This window comes from Paraburkholderia tagetis, from assembly GCF_022213065.1.
Taxonomy (GTDB): Bacteria; Pseudomonadota; Gammaproteobacteria; order Burkholderiales; family Burkholderiaceae; genus Paraburkholderia; species Paraburkholderia tagetis.
Genome location: NZ_JAKLJA010000007.1, coordinates 188,326 through 210,461, shown reverse-complemented (window position 1 = coordinate 210,461; position 22,136 = coordinate 188,326). Strand labels below are relative to the sequence as shown.

Genomic DNA, 22,136 nt, shown 5'->3' with positions numbered 1-22,136 from the left:
GGTTCAGTTCGGCGGCAGCACGTGATCCGCCATCTCCGCGATGGAAGCGAACACGCGGTCCGGATACGCTTGCGCGATCGGCGCGCCGTGGTTGTAGCCGTAGGGCACGGCCCATGCCGCGACACCCGCGCGGCGTGCCGACTGCACGTCGGTGCGCGAATCGCCGAGGTGCGCAGCCGAGTCCATGGGCACATCCAGACGCTCCAGGCAATAGAGGATCGGCGCCGGATGGGGCTTCTTGTCGGGCAGGCTGTCGCCGCCGAGCACCACGTCGAAATACGGCGCGAACCCGGCGCGCTCGATCAGCCGCTGCGCGAACCGGTGGTCCTTGTTCGTGACCACGGCCATGCGCATGCCGGCGGCGCGCAGCCGCGCGAGCGCGGCAGCCACGCCCGGATAGGGCGTTGCCGTCGTGCCCGCCGTGGCGTCGTAATGCGTGTCGAATACGGGCATCATCTCGTCGAGCGTGATCTGCGCTTCGAGACCGTGGCTCGCGAGCACCTGGCGCATCAGCTCCCGCGTGCCGTTGCCGATGTAGCCGATCACGGTATCGAGCGAGACCGGCGCGAGACCGTGGGCTTCGAGCGCGCGGTTCACGGCAAGCGCAATTTCAGGCGCGGTGTCGAATAGCGTGCCGTCGAGATCGAATGTGATGAGTTGCGTCTTCATGGCAGGCAGGCCTCCACGATGTGCTCCACGGTCAGGCCGAAGTGCGCGAACAGATCGGCTGCCGGTGCCGATTCGCCGAACGACGTGAGGCCGATCACCTTGCCTTCCGGGCCCACATACTTGTGCCAGAAGTCGCCATGCGCGGCCTCCACCGCCACGCGGCGCACGCCTGGCGGGAGCACCGCCGCGCGATATGCAGCGTCCTGCCGGTCGAATACGGAAGTCGACGGCATCGACACCACGCGCACGCGCACGCCCTGCTGCACGAGCCGGCTTTGTGCGGCAATCACCATCGACACTTCGGATCCCGTAGCAATTAGCACCACATCGGGCGCGCCATCGGCAGCATCGCTCAGCACATAGCCGCCCTTGCGGATGCGCTCGATCCGGGCGTCGTCGGACGGCGCTTGCGGCAGGTTCTGGCGTGACAGCACGAGCGAGGTGGGTCCGTGCGCGCGCTCGATCGCCATCTGCCACGCAACCGCGGTCTCCACCGAATCGCACGGGCGCCAGACGTCGAGGCCCGGAATCAGGCGCAGGCTCGCAACGTGCTCGACCGGCTGATGCGTCGGCCCGTCCTCGCCCAGCCCGATCGAATCGTGCGTGAGCACATGAATCACGCGCAGCTTCATCAGCGCGCTCATGCGAATGGCGTTGCGCGCGTAGTCGGAGAACACGAGGAAGGTGCCGCCGTATGGAATGAAGCCGCCGTGCAGCGCCATGCCGTTCATCATCGCCATCATTCCGAACTCGCGCACCCCATACGAAAGGTAGTTCGCATGCGCATCGTGCGCGCCGCCCGGCACGAACGCCCGGGACGCCTTGACCGCCGTGAGATTGGAGCCGGTCAGGTCCGCCGAGCCACCGAACAGCTCGGGCAATTCGGGCACCAGCACTTCGAGCGCAAGCTGCGAAGACTTGCGCGTGGCGCAAGGCGCGGTGGCGTCGCGCGCCACGCCAATCAACTGCGCGACGACGCGCGGCCAGTCCTCAGGCAATTCGCCGCGCATGCGGCGCTCGAACTCGGCGGCCTCGTGCGGATACTCGGTGCGATACGCGTCGAACAGTGCCTCCCACTCGCGCACGCGCGCCGCACCGCGCTCGACTTCGCTCCAGCTCGCGCGAATGTCCTCGGGAATCTCGAACGGCGGATACTCCCAGCCCAGCGCGCGGCGCGTCGCGGCGATTTCATCGGCGCCGAGCGGCGCACCGTGTACGTCGTGCGTGTCCGCCATATTCGGCGAGCCCCAGCCGATGGTCGTGCGGCAGATGATCAGCGTCGGGCGCGCGTCGTCCGCATGCGCCTCGCGTATCGCCGCGTCCACCGCCGCCGCGTCGTGGCCGTCGAGCGGCCCGACCACCTGCCAGCCATACGCGCGAAAGCGCGCCGCCGTGTCGTCGGTAAACCAGCCGCTCACGTGGCCGTCGATCGAAATACCGTTGTCGTCGTAGAACGCAATCAGCTTGCCGAGCCCGAGCGTGCCGGCCAGCGAGCAGGCTTCATGGCTCACGCCTTCCATCAGGCAGCCGTCGCCGAGAAACACATAGGTATGGTGATCGACAACCGGAAATCCCGGCCGGTTGAAGCGCGCGGCCAGCCGCTTCTCCGCGAAGGCCATGCCCACACCGTTCGCGAGCCCCTGGCCGAGCGGCCCCGTCGTCGTTTCGACACCGGGAGTCAGACCATATTCAGGATGACCAGGCGTTTTCGAATGCAGTTGCCGGAAGCGCTTGAGTTCGTCGAGCGGCAGATCGTAGCCCGTGAGGTGCAGCGCCGCGTACAGCAGCATCGAGCCGTGCCCGTTCGAGAGCACGAAGCGGTCGCGATTCGGCCAGGACGGCTCGCACGGGCTGTGCCGCAGATGAACGCGCCACAGCACCTCGGCAATGTCGGCCATGCCCATCGGCATGCCGGGATGGCCCGATCGGGCGACCTCGACCGCGTCGATGGCGAGAAAGCGCAGCGCATTCGCGAGACGACGGCGGCTTGACGGCGCCGCGCTCTCGCGGCCCGCATGACGGGGATGATTCATGACGAAACCTCTTTTGTGAGCGCGGTTACAGCAGCGCCTGGCGGCGGTTGCTCATCAGGCGCAGGATCATCGGCGTGAAGATCAACTGGACGGCGAGACCCATCTTGCCGCCGGGACACACGATCGTGTTCGGCCGCGACATGAACGAGCCGTGCAGCATCGAAAGCAGATACGGAAAGTCGATGCCCTTCGGGTCTGCGAAGCGAATCACCAGCATGCTTTCGTCGAGCGATGGAATATCGCGCGCGATAAACGGGTTCGACGTATCGACGACCGGCACGCGCTGCACGTTCACATGCGTGCGCGAGAACTGCGGGCAGATATAGCTCACGTAGTCGGGCATGCGGCGCAGGATCGTGTCGACCACGGCCTCCTGCGAATAGCCGCGCAAGTTCTGGTCGCGATGCAGCTTCTGGATCCACTCGAGGTTGATCGTCGGCACGACGCCCACGAGCAGGTCCGCATGCTGCGCGACATTCACGCGATCGGTCACGACGGCGCCGTGCAGCCCTTCGTAGAACAGCAGGTCGGTGCCTTCCTGCAGATCGGCCCACGGCGTGAACGTGCCCGGCGCCTGGCCGTACTCGGCGCCTTCCACCTCGTCGTGCAGATATTTACGGCAGCGTCCCGTGCCGCGCTCGCCGTAGGCCGCAAACAGTTGCGCGAGTTCCTCGAACAGGTTCCCGCTCGGTCCGAAATGGCTGAAGCTGTGCTCGCCCGCCGCTTCGGCCTCCTTGAGCTTCTGGCGCATTTGCAGGCGGTCGTAGGCATGAAACGAATCGCCTTCGATGATGGCGGCGTTCACGTTCTCGCGCCGGAAAATATGCTGGAATGCGCGCGTGATCGTCGTCGTGCCTGCGCCCGACGAACCCGTGATCGCGACGATGGGATGTTTGGTCGACATGTCTCCTCCTGATGCTCGATCTCGTTGGCGCGAGCCTCAATGCGCCGCGCGGAACAGCGAACGCGTGTTGAAAAGCGGCGAATCGAAGCGCTCGCCGGCGCCGCGGTCGAATTCGCAGTGGTAGTGCTCGATGCGCTCGACTTCGCGCCGCGAGCCGAGGATCACCGGCACGCGCTGATGCAGCGCCTCGGGCTGCACTTCGAGAATGCGGCCGCGTCCCGTGGAGGCGCGCCCGCCCGCCTGCTCGACGAGCATCGCCATGGGGTTCGCCTCGTAGAGCAGCCGCAGCCGCCCCGGTTTGGCCGGATCCTTTTTGTCCTTCGGGTACATGAACACGCCGCCGCGCATGAGGATGCGATGCACTTCCGCCACGAGCGACGCAATCCAGCGCATGTTGAAGTCGGTCTGGCGCGGACCCGCTTTGCCTTCGAGACACTCATCGACATAGCGCTGCACGGGCGGCTCCCAATAGCGCATGTTCGACGCGTTGATCGCGAATTCGCGCGTTTCCTCGCTGATCCGCAGATCGGGGTGCGTGAGGATGTACGCGCCAATCTCCGGGTCGAGCGTGAAGCCGTGCACGCCGCGGCCGAGCGTCAGCACGATCATGTCGGCCGGCCCGAACAGCGCATAGCCCGCGCAAACCTGCGCCGTGCCCGGTTGCAGAAAGTCTTCCACCGTGGGCTCGGTCACGCCGGGAGGCGCCATGAGCACGGAGAAAATGGTGCCGACGGTCACGTTGACGTCGATGTTCGAGGAGCCGTCGAGCGGGTCGAACAGCAACAGATAACGCCCGCGCGGATACCCGGACGGAATCTCGTAAGCATGCTCGAGCTCTTCGGAGACCATGCCCGCGAGCTGGCCGCCCCACTCGCAGCACGCGAGCATGATCTCGTTGGAGATCACGTCGAGTTTCTGCTGCGTCTCGCCCTGCACGTTCTTCATGCCCGCCGCGCCAATTGCGCCATCGAGCGCGCCGCGAGCGACACGCGCACCGATGTACTTGCACGCGGTCTGGATATCGTTGACGAGCGCGGCAAGCTGCTCGTCCTGCGCCGGATGACGGCGGTGCTCCTCGATGATGAACTTCGAGAGCGTCGTTCGGCCATGCTGCATGGACGTCTCCTTTTATCGATCTGTCGTTCTATGGGGCTTTCTATGGGTATTTCCGTGGGTACTTCTACGGGCATTGCTATGCGGCATCGCCGAACACGCGGCTCGCGCGAATGTCGGCGGCTACGATCGTTTCGAGCGCCTCACGCGTCACGGGCGCTTGCGACGTAAATACACGATTGGCCTGGCGCAGCCGCGCCCGATCGAGCGCATTGCGAATCGAGCGCGCGTTCGCGAAATTAGGCTGCGCCTTGCGCCGTTCGACGTATTCGTTAAGCGCCGCCTTCGCGCCATCGTCGAGCCGGTAATGCATGTCGTGCAGCATCCGCTCGGCAATCTCGAACAACTCCGTATCGGTGTAGTCGGGAAAATCGATGTGATGCGCGATGCGCGACTTGAAGCCCGGATTGCTCTGGAAAAACGTGTCCATGCGCTCCTTGTAGCCCGCGAGGATCACCACGAGATCGTCGCGCTGGTTCTCCATGATTTGCAGCAGAATCTCGATCGCCTCCTGGCCATAGTCGCGCTCGTTTTCGGGGCGATACAGGTAGTACGCCTCGTCGATGAAGAGCACGCCGCCCATCGCGCGCTTGAGCACCTCCTTCGTCTTGGGCGCGGTGTGGCCGATGTACTGGCCCACGAGATCGTCGCGGGTCACGGCCACGACGTGGCCTTTTCTCACATAGCCGAGCCGGTGCAGAATCTCCGCCATGCGCATCGCGACCGTGGTCTTGCCCGTGCCCGGATTGCCGGTGAAGCACATATGCAGCGAAGGCGCGGCTGTCGTCATGCCAAGCTCCTTGCGCGCGCGCTCGACCACGAGAAATGCGGCAATTTCGCCGATACGCGTTTTCACCGGCCTCAAGCCCACGAGTTCGCGCTCGAGACGCTCGAGCACATCGTGAATCTGCGCGTCGCGCACGATGGCCTGCAGATCGATGGCGGTTTCAGTGCTCATGGCGTCCAGTCCCGTTAATAGTGAGGATTGCCTGGCGCACGGCTTGCGCCGCGCGCCACCTGCTTATCATCGTGCCCGCATCACAGGTAGCGTTCGCCCGATGGCTTGTCGTCCGCATAAGGACGCACGCTGTAGTGGATCGTGCGCGCCGCGCCGTCGTCGCGGCCGAGGCGGAAGCCCGGCTCGTTTTCCGGCCGGCTGACGATGAACGACAGGCGTGTCGTCTCGAAGCCGAACGTGGAATCGAACGCGTTCACCTTCACGTAGTGGTGCGGCTTCGCCTTGCGGCACGCGTTCACTTCGAGCATCACGCCGGCTGCGTCCCTGAGATCGAACATCGGCAAGCCCCACATGTCCCAATACGCGTTGCGCGGGTGCGGGTCGTCGGTGAACTCGACGGAGCAGGCCCAGCCCTCGCGCAGCGCGTAGTCGATCTGCGCGCGAATCTCGTCGTCGGTCAGGTCCGGCAGAAAAGAAAAAGTCCCTTGAGTGAGTCGCATATCGTTCTCCAGTCCTTCTGGCATGAGTTCTTGCACGAGTTACGAGGCCGTTGCCGTGGCTACGAAGTCCGGCGTGTCGGTGGACGCGTAGTTGAAGGTCACGTCGCGCCAGGTGTCGAGCGCCTGCTTGAGCGGTGTGCACCAGCGCGCCGCTGCTTCGAGAATCTGCGGGCCCTCCGTTGCAATGTCGCGCCCTTCGTTGCGTGCCTTCGTCATGGTTTCGAGCGCGACCCGATTCGCGGTCGCGCCGGCCTGAATGCCCATCGGGTGACCGATCGTGCCGCCGCCGAACTGCAGCACGACGTCGTCGCCGAACAGCGTGAGCAACTGATGCATCTGGCCCGCGTGGATGCCGCCCGAGGCGACCGGCATGACCTTCTTCATGGCGGCCCAATCCTGCTCGAAGAACAGGCCCCGTTGCAGATCGATCTCGTTGCGCTCGTCGCGGCACACGTTGTAGAAGCCCTGCACGGTGAGCGGATCGCCTTCGAGCTTGCCGACCGCCGTGCCCGTGTGCAGGTGATCGACGCCCGCGAGACGCAGCCATTTCGCGATCACGCGGAACGATACGCCGTGGGACTTCTGCCGCGTATAGGTGCTGTGGCCGGCGCGGTGCATATGCAGGATCATGTCGTTCTTGCGCGCCCAGTTCGACATCGACTGGATCGCGGTCCAGCCGATCACGAGGTCGACCATCACGACGCACGAGCCCAGCTCTTTCGCGAAGTCGGCGCGCTCGTACATGTCCTCCATCGTCGCGGCGGTAATGTTCATGTAATGCCCCTTGATCTCGCCGCTCGTCGCCTCCGCGCGCTTGACCGCTTCCATGCAGTACAGAAAACGGTCGCGCCAGTGCATGAAGGGCTGCGAGTTGATGTTCTCGTCGTCCTTCGTGAAGTCGAGGCCGCCGGCCAGCCCCTCATAGACCACGCGCCCGTAGTTCTTGCCGGAGAGGCCGAGCTTGGGCTTCATCGTCGCGCCGAGCAGCGCGCGGCCGAACTTGTCGAGCCGCTCGCGCTCCACGACGATGCCGGTCGGCGGCCCCTTGAAGGTCTTCACATAGGCCACCGGAATGCGCATGTCTTCGAGACGCAGCGTCTTCAAGGGCTTGAAGCCGAACACGTTGCCGATGATCGACGCGGTGAGATTCGCGATCGATCCTTCCTCGAACAGTTCGAGCTCGTAGGCTATGTAGGCGAAGTACTGCTGCTCGGTGGACGTGCCCGGACCCGTGTTCGGCACCGGATCGACGCGGTACGCCTTCGCGCGATACTTGTCGCAGGCGGTGAGCCGGTCGGTCCAGACCACGGTCCAGGTCGCCGTCGAAGATTCACCCGCAACGGCTGCGGCCGCTTCGTCCGGCTCCACACCCGCTTGCGGCGTGATGCGGAACAGGGCGATCACGTCCGTATCCTTGGGTTCATAGTCCGGCTGCCAGTACCCCATCTGTTTGTACTTGAGCACGCCGGCTGCATAACGTTGCTTGGCGTCCGTAATCACACCGCTTTCCACAGGCTTGGTCATCGTCTCGCTCCTTGGTGGCTGACCTCATGGACACCAAGGTTAAGCGGCGGGATAATTCATGTACATTCACGAATTACTTTCTCCCGATTAAGGATTTCTTAATGCGAGGCGTGACGCTCCGGCAAATCCGTGTCTTCGTCGCAGTGGCACGCCATCTGAACTTCTCGCGCGCGGCTGAAATGCTGAGCCTCACGCCGCCCGCGGTCACGATGCAGATTCGCGAGCTCGAAACGCAGGTCGGCTTGCCGCTCTTCGACCGGGAAGGCAGGAATGTCTCGCTCACCATTACGGGCGAGTACTTCCTCGTCTACGCGCGCAAGATCCTTGCGACGCTGAAAGACGCCGAGGACATGGTGGCCCGCTTCAAGAAGGTCGAGACCGGGCGCATCGTCATTGGCATGGTCAGCACCGCGCAGTATTTCGTGCCGCCGCTGCTGGGGCACTTTTGCAAGGACCATCCGGGCGTCGAGGTAAGTCTCACTGTCGGCAATCGTCAGACGCTGCTGGAGCAATTGCAGCGCAACGAGGTCGATCTGGCCGTGATGGGACGCCCTTCCAGAGAGCTCGCCACGCGCGCGGAGCCGTTCGCGGCCCACCCGCTCGTGTTCGTCTCGGCGCCTGACCATCCGCTGGCGCGCCTGGGCCACGTGCCGGCCCAGGCGCTTGCCGGCTATAACTTCATCGTGCGCGAGCCCGGTTCCGGCACGCGTGCGGTGCTGGAGGCGTACTTCGAGAAGCACGGCCTGACGCCGCACATCAGCATGGAAATGTCGGGAAACGAGACGATCAAGCAGGCCGTCATGGCGAACATGGGCGTCAGCCTCCTGTCCTTGCACACGCTGGGGCTCGAGCTGAGCAGCGGCCGTCTTGTCGTGGTCGACGTCGAAGACACACCGGTACTGCGCCGCTGGTATATGGTGAACCTGCTGTCGAAGATATTGTCGCCGCCTGCCGAGGCATTTCGCTATTTCATGCTCGAGCACGCGGAAGATTATCTGTCGCAGGAATTCGGACAGGAATGAGATACGCGGGCATTGCCGATATTAATTATCGGTTTTGAATCGACCATGCCGCCGATACTTAGAATCGGATCCGGGAAGACACAACCGCCGATGGCTGGAATCGGATCTGAATAGTCTCAACCGCCGATGCATAGTATCGGTGCATCGGCGGATACTCGTTCGGATAACTTAGGTTCCGGCGCCCTCCGACGCGGGTGTGGCCGCAGCCGACGGGTGGCCGATACCGCCTTCCTGCAGCCAGTAGCCGAGGCCCATGAAAACCGCGCCGCCAGCAATATTCCCCGCCGTCACGAAAATTTCGTTGTGGATTGCACCGGCGAGCGTGATCGACGCGGGATGATCGGACATCAGCGCCAGTGCGAACGCAAACATATTGGCTACGCTGTGTTCGAAACCGCAGGCCACGAATGCGAATATCGGCCAGAAGATGAGCCCGAGCTTTGCCGCATCGTTCTTCGTGCGTGCGGCCATCCAGATCGCGAGGCATACCAGCCAGTTGCAGAGCAGGCCCTTGGAGACGAGCACGAGGCCCGGAGCCGCCATCTTTGCCTCCACGGCCTTGAAGAACGCACCCGAGCCGTCCGTCAACAGCACCCCGCCGCCGCCCGCGAGCAAGATGGCCGCCAGGACAATGGCGCCGGTGAGGTTGCCTATCCACGACGCCACCCACACCAGCAACAGGCCACCCACGCCAGTCTCCCCTCGCAACAGTGCGAGCGGCATATACATGGCCGTTCCCGTGAACAGATCGGAACCGGCGAACACGACAATGGTCAGCGCGCAGGCGAACACGGCCCCCATCACGAGATGCACATAGGCCGGATCGACATGCGCACCCACCGTAAACATCAGAATGTCCCCAAAGCCGATATAAGCACCCGCCATGGCGGCACCGATCAGAAACGCCAGCGGCGTGTGCTGTGCCGTCGACGCCCGGTGGGCACCTGTCCTGGCAAATTTGTCGATACTTTCTGCGTACATTGCTGCTCCCGATAAGGATCGGTCTCCGCCGCCGGAGACGGGCCGGGCCATGCACTGCACAGCCCGCTGCTTTCATGGCCCCTCTTTTTCTGCTCGCCATGGATTTATGGAGAGCAAGGTTATGCGGCGCGATAGCCCATGTACATTCACGATTTTCTTGCCTGAACTTAAGAAGTTCTTAATCGGGCGTGATCGGCGCATTTTCGTTGCCGATGCGGGGCCCGTTGAAATTTCGACGCTGGCGGTGAAATGGGGACGGCGTCGCAGGTACGGCCGCTGCTGCGGTTTCGTTAGCCTCGCCGATGCCACGCAATGCCGCGGTTCGGTGCAAATGGCGAGGCCCATCGGAAACTGGAGGCCCGTATGCAGCCTGTGAAGCCCTCCGAAGGGCATCAAAGCGAACCGTTGAATCCTGGCGACGAAGGACCACCTGATGCGCCGGGCGTCGGCGAAGATTGGTGTGGCGCATGCCACGGCACGGGAATGGTGGAAGGTCAGCGCTGTTCCGTGTGCGGCGGCACCGGTAAGGTGCTCCAGGGAATTGGCGGAGGCTGAGCTGGAAAAAGACAGCGCCTTCCGAACTCCGGGAGGCGCCGCAGGAAGACGCCGTTCAGAAAGTCTCTTTCCACAGCTTCGCGCTAGCTGCCTCGATCTCACACTTGGGATAACGAACCACAGCGCGCAAGGCCGAACTCGTGGCGAAGCTCGAAGCGGCTGGCATCAAGCACACCGGCGATCGGACCATCACGCTCTCGCATCGCGACTTTCCAGTTTGAGGCGCCATACAACGACGCCCGACGCGTTTCTGGAGCATGGCCTTGCGCAGCACTCTCTCAGTTCCATCGCGAGAAGTCGTCCAGTTGATTCAGCCGCCGCATCCGCTGCGCGCGCAGATGCTCCTGCCGGTAATGGCAGACCACGAAAATAGTCGCCATCGCCAGTACCGCGAACCCGATCACCATACCGACCCAATCCACATCGCCTCCTTCAACATTGTCTGCAGGCTCCGGCCGTCTCTGCGGATTCTGTCCATGCTGCACGAATCGATATCTACCGTTTCCCTTCCCGAGCCGCCGATTCGAACCCGCCACGCCCATCTCTCGCGCCAGCCTCCACCAGCGTTCCGGCGCACTGGCTGTGGCCTTCCAACAATGCATGAACGGTGCGAATCCATTCTGCGTGCGTTGCCGCCGCGACTTCGTACCACCTCCGGGTCCAATCGTGCAGTCTTTCTGTGGCGAGCAAGGCAAGACTGGTTTGCTGCGCAAACCACTGTCCCCCGTGCGACTCGTTTGCGCCCACGTCCAGCCCATGCGCCTTGCTGAACACTGAGTGGATGCCGTGCATGCTCGGCCCGGTAACGACCCCGAAGCTCTCCAGAGTCACACTGGTCAGTTTGACAAGGCATTCGAGGTGGAACTTCTGCCTGGCGGCAAGCTGTTCTTGAGTCAGCATGATGAATTTAGAAGAGGGTTGACGGTGGCGAAGCCCGCTCAGCGCGGCGCCACGATTCGCGACAAGGTCTGGTTATTAATGTATTTTTTCAGCTAACAGCGAGGCCAACGTCAGCTTGCCTCGTTGCACGCGAAACCAGCGGTTTTATTCTAGCGTCGATTTCAATGCCTGGCGTGTTCGTAACTTATGCGTTACGGACGCCGACGACCTACGACTACGCACTCGATTCCCACGCAACCGATTTGAGCATCACCAGGTGCATAGGCCTCGTGGCGCGGCACAGATCTACGCGTAACGCCGCAGGTGGCATCCCCCACCCATTCATGCATGAGACATATTCAATCAGACGGTGTGCGTTGTCACACACTCCTTTTAATTTATCGGATCACCGCCAGGCGATCATCTTTCCGCACGCACCGATTGAATGCCTGTCCTTTGTTCGCTCAAAACGTCATGGCCAGCCAGAGAAGAATCACCATTCCCTCGGTGGAACGCCAAAGTACCGACGTTTCGACCGATGCGAAGGAAACCAATAAGTTGCTGGACCTGTCGTCCGCGATTGCCGGGCTGGATCGTGCGGCCGGCCTGATCGTCGAGAACGAAGCAGCGGAGCCGACCAATCGACGGATGCTCGACAAGGCGGAAAAGCACTATTGACACTGAATACAGCGTCGTTCGAATCCGGTACTGCGCGGCGGAATATCCGCCGCCCCTTGCCAGTCATCGTCACTGCGCGGCAAACGCCTGAATGCGCCGTGAGAGCGGAATTAATCTGAATCCCACTTCGCGCAGAAGCCATGTTTGTCGACTGCCAGACACTTCTTCTTGCTTATCGCGAGTGAATCATTCCCGCCGTAAATCGCCACGTCCGAAACGGAAGCGGGTTTCTCCGGCATATTGGCGCCAGCCGATACACGCTCTGTATTGTCGGTGGCATCTTGAGCGGGCTGCGCTGCGAGGACGACGGCCGGGAGTATTGCGGGCAGGACGAAAAGTATTAGCTTCATGACCAGACCCCTCACGTCTGAACAGAGATCCAAGTGTAAAGGCGCCTGCTTACGCCGCCCCTACGCTTTGTGTGTTGCCGCACGTTATGCGGATTTTTTTGAACACCGATCATGAGGCTCGCGTGCATTGGGAATGCAGCAGCAGATCTGTCCGGAAATGCCGGCTTGCGGACAACGCGCCCGGATGTACTTCTGTACGTCCCTTGACATATGCTCGACACAGTCGCTTCCCGCCGCGCTGAGTCGTATCAAGCCGCTGCCGGGCCTCACTGTGCGCATCGCAGTAGTCGCGGCAAAAGCCATTTGCAGCACGTTTCCAATCGACTTTAGATAAACCTTTGGCTCTCGCGCCGTGATTGCCGCATTGAACGAGACGCGCCGCAAAACCGCAGCACTTGATTGGCACGCAGTGAACGTGATCCAGAGATTTCAACGCGATGCCTGGCAGCTTCAACGCAGGCGCGCTTTATCAACCCGAGAATAGAAAATGACTGACATTGTGATCGTTTCGGCCGCACGCACCGCGGTCGGCAAATTCGGCGGCACGCTGGCAAAGATTGCGGCGCCCGATCTGGGCGCGCTGGTCATCAAGGCGGCGCTGGAGCGCGCGGGTGTGAAGCCCGAGCAGGTGAGCGACGTGATCATGGGTCAGGTGCTGACCGCCGGTTCGGGCCAGAACGTCGCGCGCCAGGCGTCGATCAAGGCGGGGCTGCCCACGGGCGTGCCCGCGATGACGATCAACAAGGTCTGCGGCTCGGGCCTGAAGGCCGTGATGCTCGCCGCCAACGCGATTCTCGCGGGCGACTCGGAGATCGTCGTGGCCGGCGGCCAGGAAAACATGAGCGCGGCGCCGCACGTGCTGCCGGGCTCGCGCGACGGCTTCCGCATGGGCGACGCGAAGCTCGTCGACACCATGATCGTCGACGGCCTGTGGGACGTTTATAACCAGTACCACATGGGCGTGACCGCCGAAAACGTGGCGAAGGAATACGGCATCACGCGCGAAGAGCAGGACGCATTCGCGGCGCTGTCGCAGAACAAGGCGGAAGCCGCGCAGAAGGCGGGCCGCTTCGACGCGGAAATCGTGCCGGTGCAGATTCCGCAACGCAAGGGCGACCCGCTGGTATTCAACACCGACGAATTCGTGCGCCACGGCGTGACGGCGGATTCGCTCGCGGGCCTGAAGCCGGCGTTCTCGAAGGAAGGCACGGTGACGGCGGCGAACGCATCGGGTCTGAACGACGGCGCAGCGGCAGTGGTCGTGATGTCGGCGAAGAAGGCCGAGGCGCTGGGCCTGAAGCCGCTCGCGCGCATCAAGGCCTACGCGGCCGGCGGCGTGGACCCGAAGGTGATGGGCATGGGCCCGGTGCCGGCGTCGAAGCGCTGCCTCGAGCGTGCGGGCTGGTCGGTGAACGATCTCGATCTCATGGAGATCAACGAGGCGTTCGCGGCACAGGCGCTGGCCGTGAACAAGCAGATGGGCTGGGACACGTCGAAGATCAACGTGAACGGCGGAGCGATTGCGATCGGTCACCCGATCGGCGCGTCGGGCTGCCGGATTCTGGTGACGCTGCTGCACGAAATGCAGCGCCGTGACGCGAAGCGGGGTCTCGCCTCGCTGTGCATCGGCGGCGGCATGGGCGTGGCGCTCGCGCTCGAGCGCGGCTGAGCCGTATCGAAGTAAAGCGGTTTGCCCGCAAGGCAGGAGCACTGCGCACAGGCGGGCAAACCGGATAAGTAGTGGCGACCCGTGGCCAGCCACCACCTGAATGATTGTAATTCTTCTCTCCTGGATAAATAGTATGACTAAGCGTATTGCATTGGTAACGGGTGGAATGGGCGGCCTCGGTGAGGCAATCAGCGTCCGGCTATACGACGCAGGTTTTCAGGTTGTTGTCACGCACTCGCCGGACAACGCCGGCGCAAAGGACTGGCTGGCCAGAATGAAGGAGACGGGCCGCGATTTCCACGCCTACCCTATCGATGTCGCGGACTATGACTCATGCCAACGCGCCGCGCAGAAGATCAAGAACGAAGTCGGCCCCGTCGACATTCTGATCAACAACGCCGGCATTACGCGCGACGCGACCTTCAAGAAGATGGACAAGGTCAATTGGGACATGGTCCTGCGCACGAACCTGGACTCCATCTTCAACATCTCGAAGCCGCTGTGCGATGGCATGGTCGAGCGCGCGTGGGGCCGCATCATCAACATCTCGTCGGTGAATGGTTCAAAGGGTTCAATCGGCCAGACCAACTATGCGGCAGCGAAGGCCGGCATGCACGGCTTCACGAAATCGCTCGCGCTGGAAGTCGCGCGCAAGGGCGTGACGGTGAACACGATTTCGCCAGGCTATCTCGCCACGAAAATGGTCACCGCCATCCCGCAGGAAATCCTGGACACGAAGATCGTGCCGCAGATCCCAATGGGCCGGCTCGGCAATCCGGAAGAAGTCGCGGCGCTCGTGCTGTTCCTCTGCTCGGACGACGCGGGTTTTATTACCGGAGCGAATATTCCCATCAACGGCGGCCAGCACATGCAATAATCGTCGGACTTGCGCGAATGGGGCAGCGACAGGTTCTTTGAACCGGTCGCATTTCCCCGGCTTCTTTTCGTCAGGCACGGATTGTGCGCAACGGTGTAGCCGCTGGCCGTTCGTAAAACGTATCAGCCCGTCGGGCGCAGACCAGCGGCATTATCTAGAACCCGTCTTTCCAGGAACATTCAGAACATGGCAACCGGTACCGTCAAGTGGTTTAACGATTCGAAGGGGTTTGGGTTCATCACGCCAGACGACGGCAGCGATGACCTGTTTGCTCACTTCTCCGAGGTTCAGGGCGCTGGCTTCAAATCTCTTCAGGAAGGCCAGAAGGTCAGTTTTGAAGTCAAGCAGGGCCCCAAGGGGAAACAGGCAGCAAACATCAAAGCCGTTTAAGTTTTCCGCCCTGCTTACCTTCCCTCGCCAATGCGCGCGCGAGGCACAGTGAGTTTGTGCACGTAACGGACGCGCCAGGTGCAACGCTCGGCGGCAAGCAGCAACACAATCGCGGATAAGGCCTTAAGGATGGCTCCGGCTACGACGCGCTTGTGCAGTATCCCCCTTGGAGATACTGGAGCCGCAGTGCTTGCACCTGATTGCATCCCTGCGTACACGGCGGTGGCATTCCGGGCATCTGCCGGGAAATGCAAGCGAACGCCCAACCATGGCAAGCGCTGACAGTCCCGCCAGAGCAAGAAAAATGACACCAGTCATGACGTGTTTTGTATTGACGGTTAGCAGAAATCCTGTGAAGAATAAAATTTTAGCGGTGATTTCGAAAAAACCATTGATATTTTCCAGAGTGAAGAAAGCGTATTTTTTGGGCGATGATCGTCCAGACAGACCACGGATAAAAAACGGTATCCGTACCAGTAGAATCGCCAACCAGAACGTAATAATCCAGGCGGCAATATCATCCCTCAAGAAAGCCGGTAGCCACGTCCAGCTATCTAAAGTTCGCGTCATCCAGCCGCTGTCAACCGCCGCCCCGACAAGCGCGTCGCCCCGTACCAGATGAACTATCCGCCCTGCTACACGAAGCGCGTCGCCACTACACCGGGCGACTTCATCGGGAGCGTCTCGAACTCGGATCAATAGCGACAACAGACTGATGTTTACCATGCCCGGATTCCTCAGTTATTGCGGTCTCTGAACAGGTTATCCCCTGCCAGGAATCCAGCCCGCGATGGCGAGCATGATGGCCTCCGACACAAAGGCCCGGCAAAGGCGAAGGCGGGCGCGGTAGAAGCGAAGGCAAGAACGTCCGGGCATCGCATGGCTCCCCCGAAAGAAGGCCTATGGGCTGCAACGGCAATTAGCAAGCCTGATGCCACGCGTCGCTGACTACACCACGCAACGCGTAACGACGGCAGCAGCGGTAGTGTCGTACCTGGTTCGATACCCACTTCTCAAGCCGGCAGGCAAGGTGGTGCATTCGAACAGGGCACGGCCGGATTTTTGTCGACACTACTATGCCGCGCACTATAATGCCAACGGGGTAAATCCGACGAATCCCGTTTCCGCTCTGCACCATGGCCCGAAATAAAACAGAAAACCTGCCCGATCTTTCCACGCTCCTTACGCCGAAGAATTCGCTGATGCTCGCAGTCGAGCGGGCGGTGCTGCGCGGCCAGGACTGGGCGGCCGCTTCGGTGCCGATTGCCGAGCAGATCGCGGCCCGGCTCGCCGGGGTCATCACGCTCGACCTCATGAAATCGGGGCAACGCCTGCTGGAAGCCGATATCAGCGAAGTGCTGCATGTGAGCCGCGCACCCGTGCGCGAAGCGCTGCGCATACTCGAACGCGATCGTCTGGTTGAGTTTCAGGCACGGCGCGGCGCAATCGTGACCGCGCCCGACCAGGCGGAGCTTCGAGATATCTTCCGCGTGCGCAGCGTGCTTTACATCACGATGCTGGAGCAGGTGGCACGCGAAAATCCATCGGGGCTCGAGGCGTTGCTGACCGAATACGTACCCAAGCTCACCAAGGCAGCCGACGAATCGGTAGACGCCTATGCCGTGGAAAGCTTCCTGCTGAATTTCGCCACCATCAGCCTGTGCACCAACCGGTTGCTGGTCGATATCCTGCACTCGATCTCGCTGCGGACGTTCCGTTATGTCCGGCTGGGATTCGTGGCTTCGCCTCAATCGATTCGCGCATCGCTGAAAGTCTGGCGTGCATTGCAAAAGGCTGCAATCAAGCAGGATAACGAACTACTGCTTTCTCTTGCAGCCTCCCGTCTGGACGAAGCGAGGGATGCTGCCGTTCGCGCGATAGCCGCAACGTCCACCGACAGCCTGCGTGCGCGTGCTTCAAGGACTCCGCGTGCCAAAGCGGGAACCGCTCCTGCGCAATGAGCGGCCCCCTCTTCGGCTGCGTGGGTGTCTCCTTTAACCCAATACCTCCAACTCAGACCGCTGTATCCGCGCTCACGGTGCCAGCGAAAGCAGGCGCCACATCGAGTTGCACATCGGAGATCCTGGCCGCATCGGCGTCGTAGCGGCGCATGGCGATGACAAAAAACACTGCCGCCAATACGCTACACAGCGGGATAACCGCGAGCGCGTGCTGCAAACCCCAGTGGTCTGATAGAACACCCGTCAGGACGGGTCCCACTGCCAGGCCAAACACGTTCTGAAACAGGGAAAGCACGGCCGCGCCGGTCGAGCGCACGCCTGGGTGAATGACGTCCATGGCGATGCCGGCAACCACACCCACGGTGCAGTTCATGAAAAAGCCGCCAAGAACGATCAGCATGAACTGTATATGGGCCGTGTAAGCGCCGCCAAACGCCACCACGAAGATCACCGAGGTGGCAACGCACAGCGCCGATAGCGCGGGCAGCTTGTTGCGCGGTTGGCGACGTGCCAGGCGCCCCACCACGATTCCCCAGAACGAGCAGCTAACCGCACCGACCAATACCACCAGCGCCGCCGCCTTGGCCGCGGCCTCCGGGGGCATGCCATGGAAACGGTTCAGATAGCTGGGCAGCCACGACCACATGGCCGACACGGTGATCAGTTGAGCCGACGCGCCAACGCAAACCCACAGCAGGGTGCGCGTGCGGGCCAGCGTGCCAAAGATGTGCTTGAGCGTCCCGCCCAGCGACTGGCTCGCCTGCTTCGAGTGGGGCGCCAGTGCCACGGTCTTGTAGTCGCGCACGAGCAGATAAAGCCATGCCAGCACGAGCCCAGGCGCGCCGACCACGCCGAACGCGGCCTTCCAGCCCCACCTGGCCGCGATCATCCCTCCCAGCGCGACACCCAGTACCGAACCCAGCGCTGGAGCAGCGTAGAAGATACCGAGCGCGGCGCTGCGCAAGCGCTTGGGAAACAGTGTCGAGATAAGCGCTACGCCTACGGAACCGTAGCCGGTTTCCCCCACCCCAACCACCGCACGCGCCACGAACAATTGACTGTAGTTGGCCGTGAACATGCACGAGATCGTGGCCAGGCTCCAGGTGATAGCCATGACGACGATGCTCTTTACACGCCCCATGCGGTCCGCCACCAGCGCAACCGGCAGACCCCCTACGCCCACCACGACGGAAACGACGGAAACCAGCGAGCCCAGTTGCTTGTCGCTCAGATTCCATTCGCTCTTGATGTGCGGAAATAGCGAAACGATGATCTGGCGGTCGATGAAATCGAAAAACATCAGCGCGAAGGTCATCGCAAAAGCAAACCAGACCTGCCGCCGGCTCGTCAGGTAATCGCCGTTATTGCTGGCCTCGGGGCCCTCGGGTCCATCGGGGCCATTGGTTAGCACGTTCATGCTTGCCTCTATTGATTGATGAAATTCCGCACGGTCAAACCGTTGCACGTGAAGATCGCTCAGCGCGTCGTGCTTCGGCAATGTGGTATCGCCGGCCAATGAGGTACACCGCGAAAGGCAGAATTGCCGCGAGCGGAAGCCAGCGCAACGCGCCTTGAAGACCTACCGCGTCCGCTATCACGCCGGTGAAAAAGGGACCTGCAGCGAGGCCGAGAATATTGTTGAAAAGCGTAAGCGTGGCAAATGCCGAGCCATGGATCGCCGGCGGTGTGGCCCCCGCGATAATCGCGCTACAGGTGCCGAACGAACTGGCAAGAAATAGCACTGCGGGTGCGAGAAGCGCGAGTTGCAGATTGCCTGGTGGCAAGCGGAACGCGATCGCCAGCAAGATGCCTAGCACGAGGCAATAAGCAATGGCCATGTTCCAACGCTTGAGCGACGAATCTCCGCTGATCCGGTCGGTCACCACACCACAGAGGAATTGCCCCAAGCCGCTGACGAGCACGAGACCGGCCGCCACCACGGCAGCCTTGCTGACCGGCATGCCCCAGTAGCGGTTCAGATAACTGGGCAGCCACACGAAGAGCGTGCCCTGAATGAAGATCTGCAAGGCGCTGCCGAGGTATGCACAAAATACGGAACGGGACGGAAACAAGGCAGCGGCAAGCGCTCGAGGTGTCAGTTTCAGGCGCTCATGCACCGGGGTTGCGCTGACAGCGTCTGGACGCGCACAGGCAACCCTTTTCTCCGTGACGACGAAGAAGTAAATGATCACCAGCGCAAAGCCGAAGATCGCCATCAGCGCCATTGACCAACGCCAGCCAAAGTGGCTCGCGATGATGCCGGAAACCGAAACGCCGAGCACTGATCCAAAGGCAGCGGCAGATGTGAAGCCGCCGGCAATGGTAGAGCGCAGATTCGCCGGAAAGAGGCTCATGAGCATGGCGAGTCCGACACTTCCGTATGCAGCTTCGCCGACACCAACGAAAATACGCGCGAGGAACATCTCGTGGTAGCTATTGGCAATCGCACATCCGAGCGTGGCGAGACTCCATAGCGCGGCCATCAGCGCAATGCTTTTGGCACGTCCCCAGCGGTCGGCAATCAGGGAAAATGGAAGCGTCAGCACGCCGACCGCCAACGGCACCACACCGCTAATCGAACCGAGTTGCGTATCGGAAAGCTGCCACTGGATTTTCAGAATCGGAAACAAGGCATTGAGCGCCTGACGCGACATGTAGTCGGACAACAAGAGGCAAAACATCAATGCGAATACCACCCACGCGTAGGCTCGGGCGCCACGGGTTGCCACGGCCTGCTCGGCCGGCACTGCGCTACTTGTATAAAGGCTCAATTTTGTCTCCTCCGGTGAGCGCGGAAAGATCGGGCAGGCTGTCTGTTTTATTTCGGACCATGGTGTAGAGCGGAACCGATATAAACGACTCAATAAGGCATGTCGCCTTCGATTCCCGCTCGCTCCATCTTGCGCGGCGCCGGCCAATAATCCATTACGGCGTAATGCTGCGTTGACCGGTTGTCCCAGACCGCAACGCTATTGGGCTTCCATCGGAAACGGACCTGATACTCCGGAATCGATGCCTGGCTGATCAGGTAGTTCAGCAGAAGACTCGCTCCCGGCGTCTTGTCCAGACCGTAACGCACATTCTCGGCGGTATGGTAGTTGACGAAATGCGTGGTGAAACTGCCGACGTAAAGCACCTTTTCGCCAGTCTCCGGGTGCGTGCGCACCACAGGGTGTTCCACCTCCGGATTCTGCGTCGCCAGTTTTCTTCGTTCGTCCGGGTCCATCGCCGCACCGAACGAGTGCTCGATGCTGCTTTTCGCTCTCAGCCCCTCGATACGCCTCTTGATTTCCTCAGGCAGTTGCTTATAAGCCTCGACCATATTGACCCAGATGGTGTCGCCCCCCACCTCCGGGCACTCGATACAGCGCAGCACGGCACCCATGGAGGGGTTGGGCCGCCAAAGCCCATCGGTATGGTAGTTATTCTCGTAAGGATTTTTTTCCTCCGAGCGATAGATCCGCACGAGGCCTGGATGCTCCGGATCGCTTCCCGCTACCGGATGATCTTCCAGCTTCCCGAATCTGCGGGCAAAGGCGACATGTTCCTCGCGGGAAATATCCTGGTCCCGGAAAAAGAGAACGCGGTGCTTGAGCAACAGCGCTTTCACTTCTGCGAACAGCGACGCATCGCGGGATGCGTCCCCCAGGCTCACACCGGACACTTCGGCGCCAATGCAAGCGGTCAGTCTTTCTACTTTGATCATGAACGATATCTCCTTGCGTCTGGCTGCGGTTTCGCTGATTCCCCACAGCCGCAGTTGCTACCTACGGGCACCGTCTGCGCGCCCCACTACTACTATCCGTTTCAATCTCGAATCGTCAGAAGCTGTGACGCAGACCGATCATCGCGGCCGTGGTCGATACGCCCGGCGCGACGGGCTGGCCGTACATGATCGTCTGGTTCATGGCCCCCCGGTTCGCGACATACCCAACCTGCGCAGAAACGATGGTGCGCTTCGACAAGCTGTAATCCAGGCCCACCGCGTATTCGCTCGAATGGTTCGCCGAGTGGTTGCGGTCCTTCAGGTAGTAGAAGCCGGACGTGACCTTGAGGAACGGGGTGAATTGATAGCCCAAGCCACCAGAAATCATTTCGTAGTCCGTGAGGCCTGGATTCGACGGGTTTTTGCCGATGCCGTACGACGCCGATACTGATACGCCCCGGAACGTGTACTTCGCGCCGAAATAGTAGAGACGGTTGTTGTCGAGCCCGGTCGGCGCGGCTGCCGCGAGGTTCGTGTCGTGAGCGTTGTAGTAGACGGCGGACAGATTGAGACCGTAGTTCGAATACTTGAGCACCGCCGATTCGCGCGTGCCGCCCTGCATCTGGCCCGGAACACCCCCGGGCGCGTACTCGAGCGCGACCGACGCGCCGTAGAGCTTCGGCGACTGGTAGACAAGCGCGTTGCTGTCGTACAGCGCGCCAATCGGCACATTGGTGTTCGTTCCAGGCCAGCCGGCAGCCTGGTTCATCCCGAGCCATGCGCCGAGGACGCTGCCGAAGTACTCCGCGGCGCGAACATCGGTATCGGCCATCGCATAGATCATTGGCGTGTATTGGCGTCCGGCGTCGAATGTGCCGAACGGTCCGGAGAGGCCGATCGTCGCCTGCTGGTTGAATACCGCCGTGCCGCCTGTCGTATCGGCCAGTCCGAGCTTGCCGTTGCTGCTGTTGAACACGCCCTGCAATCTGAAGTTGACCTTATAGCCGCCACCGATGTCTTCGCTCCCCTTGATGCCCCAGAAGCTCCCATAAATACTGCCGTCCTTGACGCCAAATACATGCCCATTGTTGCGGGCGTTCGGTGCGAACGACGACGCAGCCGTGCTCTGATAGAAAACGCCCGAGTCGATCGCGCCGTACAACGTGACCGACGACTGCGCATGCGCCGCGCTGGCCAATACCACGAGCACCGCTACGCCGCTCCACTTCAGTTTCATTGAGTCTCCTCTGCTCTTTATGTTTCCACGCGAATCCCAGATCCGTGCAACGGCCTGGCCTGCTCACCGAACGCTGAGGATGTCGATCATCCATCAAAATATTTGATGTCGACATTAATGTTTATACTGA

Annotated in this window: 23 protein-coding genes; 8 read left to right on the top strand and 15 right to left on the bottom strand. The window is 61.6% G+C overall.

Going from position 1 to position 22,136, the window contains the following annotated elements:
- Positions 1-3 precede the first annotated feature (3 nt).
- From gph to L5014_RS12205, 7 genes are all read right to left on the bottom strand, one after another.
- The gene (gph, locus tag L5014_RS12235) at positions 4-669 is read right to left on the bottom strand and encodes a phosphoglycolate phosphatase (protein ID WP_238463882.1); all 666 of its coding nucleotides are present in this window, start codon (positions 667-669) and stop codon (positions 4-6) included.
- Positions 666-2,702 (bottom strand): transketolase, encoded by a 2,037-nt coding sequence (gene tkt / locus L5014_RS12230; protein WP_238463881.1) that lies wholly within the window; start codon positions 2,700-2,702, stop codon positions 666-668. The genes gph and tkt overlap by 4 nt, the downstream gene beginning before the upstream one ends.
- A gap of 25 nt (positions 2,703-2,727) precedes the next feature.
- Entirely contained in the window at positions 2,728-3,606 is an 879-nt protein-coding gene (locus L5014_RS12225) for a phosphoribulokinase (RefSeq protein WP_238463880.1), read from the bottom strand.
- A gap of 36 nt (positions 3,607-3,642) precedes the next feature.
- On the bottom strand, positions 3,643-4,722 hold the full coding sequence (locus L5014_RS12220) for a class 1 fructose-bisphosphatase (RefSeq protein ID WP_238463879.1): 1,080 nt from the start codon (positions 4,720-4,722) through the stop codon (positions 3,643-3,645).
- 76 nt (positions 4,723-4,798) lie between these two features.
- Complete coding sequence (cbbX, locus tag L5014_RS12215; RefSeq protein ID WP_238463878.1) at positions 4,799-5,677, bottom strand: CbbX protein; 879 nt, start codon at positions 5,675-5,677, stop codon at positions 4,799-4,801.
- A gap of 80 nt (positions 5,678-5,757) precedes the next feature.
- Positions 5,758-6,177, bottom strand: coding sequence for a ribulose bisphosphate carboxylase small subunit (locus tag L5014_RS12210; RefSeq protein WP_238463877.1), 420 nt, complete (start codon positions 6,175-6,177; stop codon positions 5,758-5,760).
- A gap of 39 nt (positions 6,178-6,216) precedes the next feature.
- Positions 6,217-7,701: a form I ribulose bisphosphate carboxylase large subunit gene (locus L5014_RS12205; RefSeq protein ID WP_238463876.1), complete on the bottom strand. Its 1,485-nt coding sequence runs from the start codon at positions 7,699-7,701 to the stop codon at positions 6,217-6,219.
- Between the two features lie 101 nt (positions 7,702-7,802).
- Here L5014_RS12205 and L5014_RS12200 point away from each other — a divergent pair, with 101 nt between their 5' ends.
- Entirely contained in the window at positions 7,803-8,723 is a 921-nt protein-coding gene (locus L5014_RS12200) for a LysR family transcriptional regulator (protein ID WP_238463875.1), read from the top strand.
- A gap of 168 nt (positions 8,724-8,891) precedes the next feature.
- Here the strand turns inward: L5014_RS12200 and L5014_RS12195 are convergent, their stop codons facing one another.
- On the bottom strand, positions 8,892-9,704 hold the full coding sequence (locus L5014_RS12195) for a formate/nitrite transporter family protein (protein WP_238463874.1): 813 nt from the start codon (positions 9,702-9,704) through the stop codon (positions 8,892-8,894).
- 363 nt (positions 9,705-10,067) lie between these two features.
- On the opposite strand from L5014_RS12195, the gene L5014_RS12190 reads away from it, so the two are divergent.
- Entirely contained in the window at positions 10,068-10,259 is a 192-nt protein-coding gene (locus L5014_RS12190) for a hypothetical protein (protein WP_238463873.1), read from the top strand.
- Positions 10,260-10,537: 278 nt separating this feature from the next.
- Here the strand turns inward: L5014_RS12190 and L5014_RS12185 are convergent, their stop codons facing one another.
- A complete protein-coding gene (locus L5014_RS12185) occupies positions 10,538-10,681 on the bottom strand; it encodes a hypothetical protein (RefSeq protein ID WP_238463872.1) in 144 nt (47 codons plus the stop codon).
- Positions 10,682-11,036: 355 nt separating this feature from the next.
- Here L5014_RS12185 and L5014_RS12180 point away from each other — a divergent pair, with 355 nt between their 5' ends.
- Together L5014_RS12180 and L5014_RS12175 are read left to right on the top strand one after the other, a co-directional pair.
- On the top strand, positions 11,037-11,255 hold the full coding sequence (locus L5014_RS12180; protein WP_238463871.1) for a hypothetical protein: 219 nt from the start codon (positions 11,037-11,039) through the stop codon (positions 11,253-11,255).
- 357 nt (positions 11,256-11,612) lie between these two features.
- Entirely contained in the window at positions 11,613-11,816 is a 204-nt protein-coding gene (locus L5014_RS12175; protein ID WP_238463870.1) for a hypothetical protein, read from the top strand.
- Between the two features lie 110 nt (positions 11,817-11,926).
- On the opposite strand, the gene L5014_RS12170 is transcribed toward L5014_RS12175, so the two are convergent.
- Entirely contained in the window at positions 11,927-12,166 is a 240-nt protein-coding gene (locus L5014_RS12170) for a hypothetical protein (RefSeq protein WP_238463869.1), read from the bottom strand.
- A gap of 487 nt (positions 12,167-12,653) precedes the next feature.
- Between L5014_RS12170 and L5014_RS12165 the strand changes: the two genes are divergently transcribed.
- The 3 genes from L5014_RS12165 (at position 12,654) to L5014_RS12155 (ending at position 15,102) form a co-directional block, all read left to right on the top strand.
- Positions 12,654-13,835: an acetyl-CoA C-acetyltransferase gene (locus L5014_RS12165; protein ID WP_238463868.1), complete on the top strand. Its 1,182-nt coding sequence runs from the start codon at positions 12,654-12,656 to the stop codon at positions 13,833-13,835.
- A 133-nt stretch (positions 13,836-13,968) separates the two neighbouring features.
- The gene (phbB, locus tag L5014_RS12160; protein ID WP_238463867.1) at positions 13,969-14,712 is read left to right on the top strand and encodes an acetoacetyl-CoA reductase; all 744 of its coding nucleotides are present in this window, start codon (positions 13,969-13,971) and stop codon (positions 14,710-14,712) included.
- Between the two features lie 186 nt (positions 14,713-14,898).
- Positions 14,899-15,102, top strand: coding sequence for a cold-shock protein (locus L5014_RS12155; protein ID WP_238463866.1), 204 nt, complete (start codon positions 14,899-14,901; stop codon positions 15,100-15,102).
- Positions 15,103-15,225: 123 nt separating this feature from the next.
- Here the strand turns inward: L5014_RS12155 and L5014_RS12150 are convergent, their stop codons facing one another.
- Complete coding sequence (locus L5014_RS12150; protein WP_238463865.1) at positions 15,226-15,828, bottom strand: zinc ribbon domain-containing protein; 603 nt, start codon at positions 15,826-15,828, stop codon at positions 15,226-15,228.
- 497 nt (positions 15,829-16,325) lie between these two features.
- Here L5014_RS12150 and L5014_RS12145 point away from each other — a divergent pair, with 497 nt between their 5' ends.
- Complete coding sequence (locus L5014_RS12145) at positions 16,326-17,063, top strand: GntR family transcriptional regulator (RefSeq protein WP_238463864.1); 738 nt, start codon at positions 16,326-16,328, stop codon at positions 17,061-17,063.
- Between the two features lie 52 nt (positions 17,064-17,115).
- On the opposite strand, the gene L5014_RS12140 is transcribed toward L5014_RS12145, so the two are convergent.
- From L5014_RS12140 to L5014_RS12125, 4 genes are all read right to left on the bottom strand, one after another.
- Entirely contained in the window at positions 17,116-18,480 is a 1,365-nt protein-coding gene (locus L5014_RS12140; RefSeq protein ID WP_238463863.1) for an MFS transporter, read from the bottom strand.
- 34 nt (positions 18,481-18,514) lie between these two features.
- On the bottom strand, positions 18,515-19,834 hold the full coding sequence (locus L5014_RS12135) for an MFS transporter (protein WP_238463862.1): 1,320 nt from the start codon (positions 19,832-19,834) through the stop codon (positions 18,515-18,517).
- Positions 19,835-19,923: 89 nt separating this feature from the next.
- On the bottom strand, positions 19,924-20,769 hold the full coding sequence (locus tag L5014_RS12130; protein WP_274389346.1) for a TauD/TfdA dioxygenase family protein: 846 nt from the start codon (positions 20,767-20,769) through the stop codon (positions 19,924-19,926).
- A gap of 115 nt (positions 20,770-20,884) precedes the next feature.
- Positions 20,885-22,006 carry a porin gene (locus L5014_RS12125; protein ID WP_238463861.1) on the bottom strand — a complete coding sequence of 374 codons (1,122 nt, stop codon included), beginning with the start codon at positions 22,004-22,006 and terminating at the stop codon, positions 20,885-20,887.
- Between the last annotated feature and the right edge of the window lie 130 nt (positions 22,007-22,136).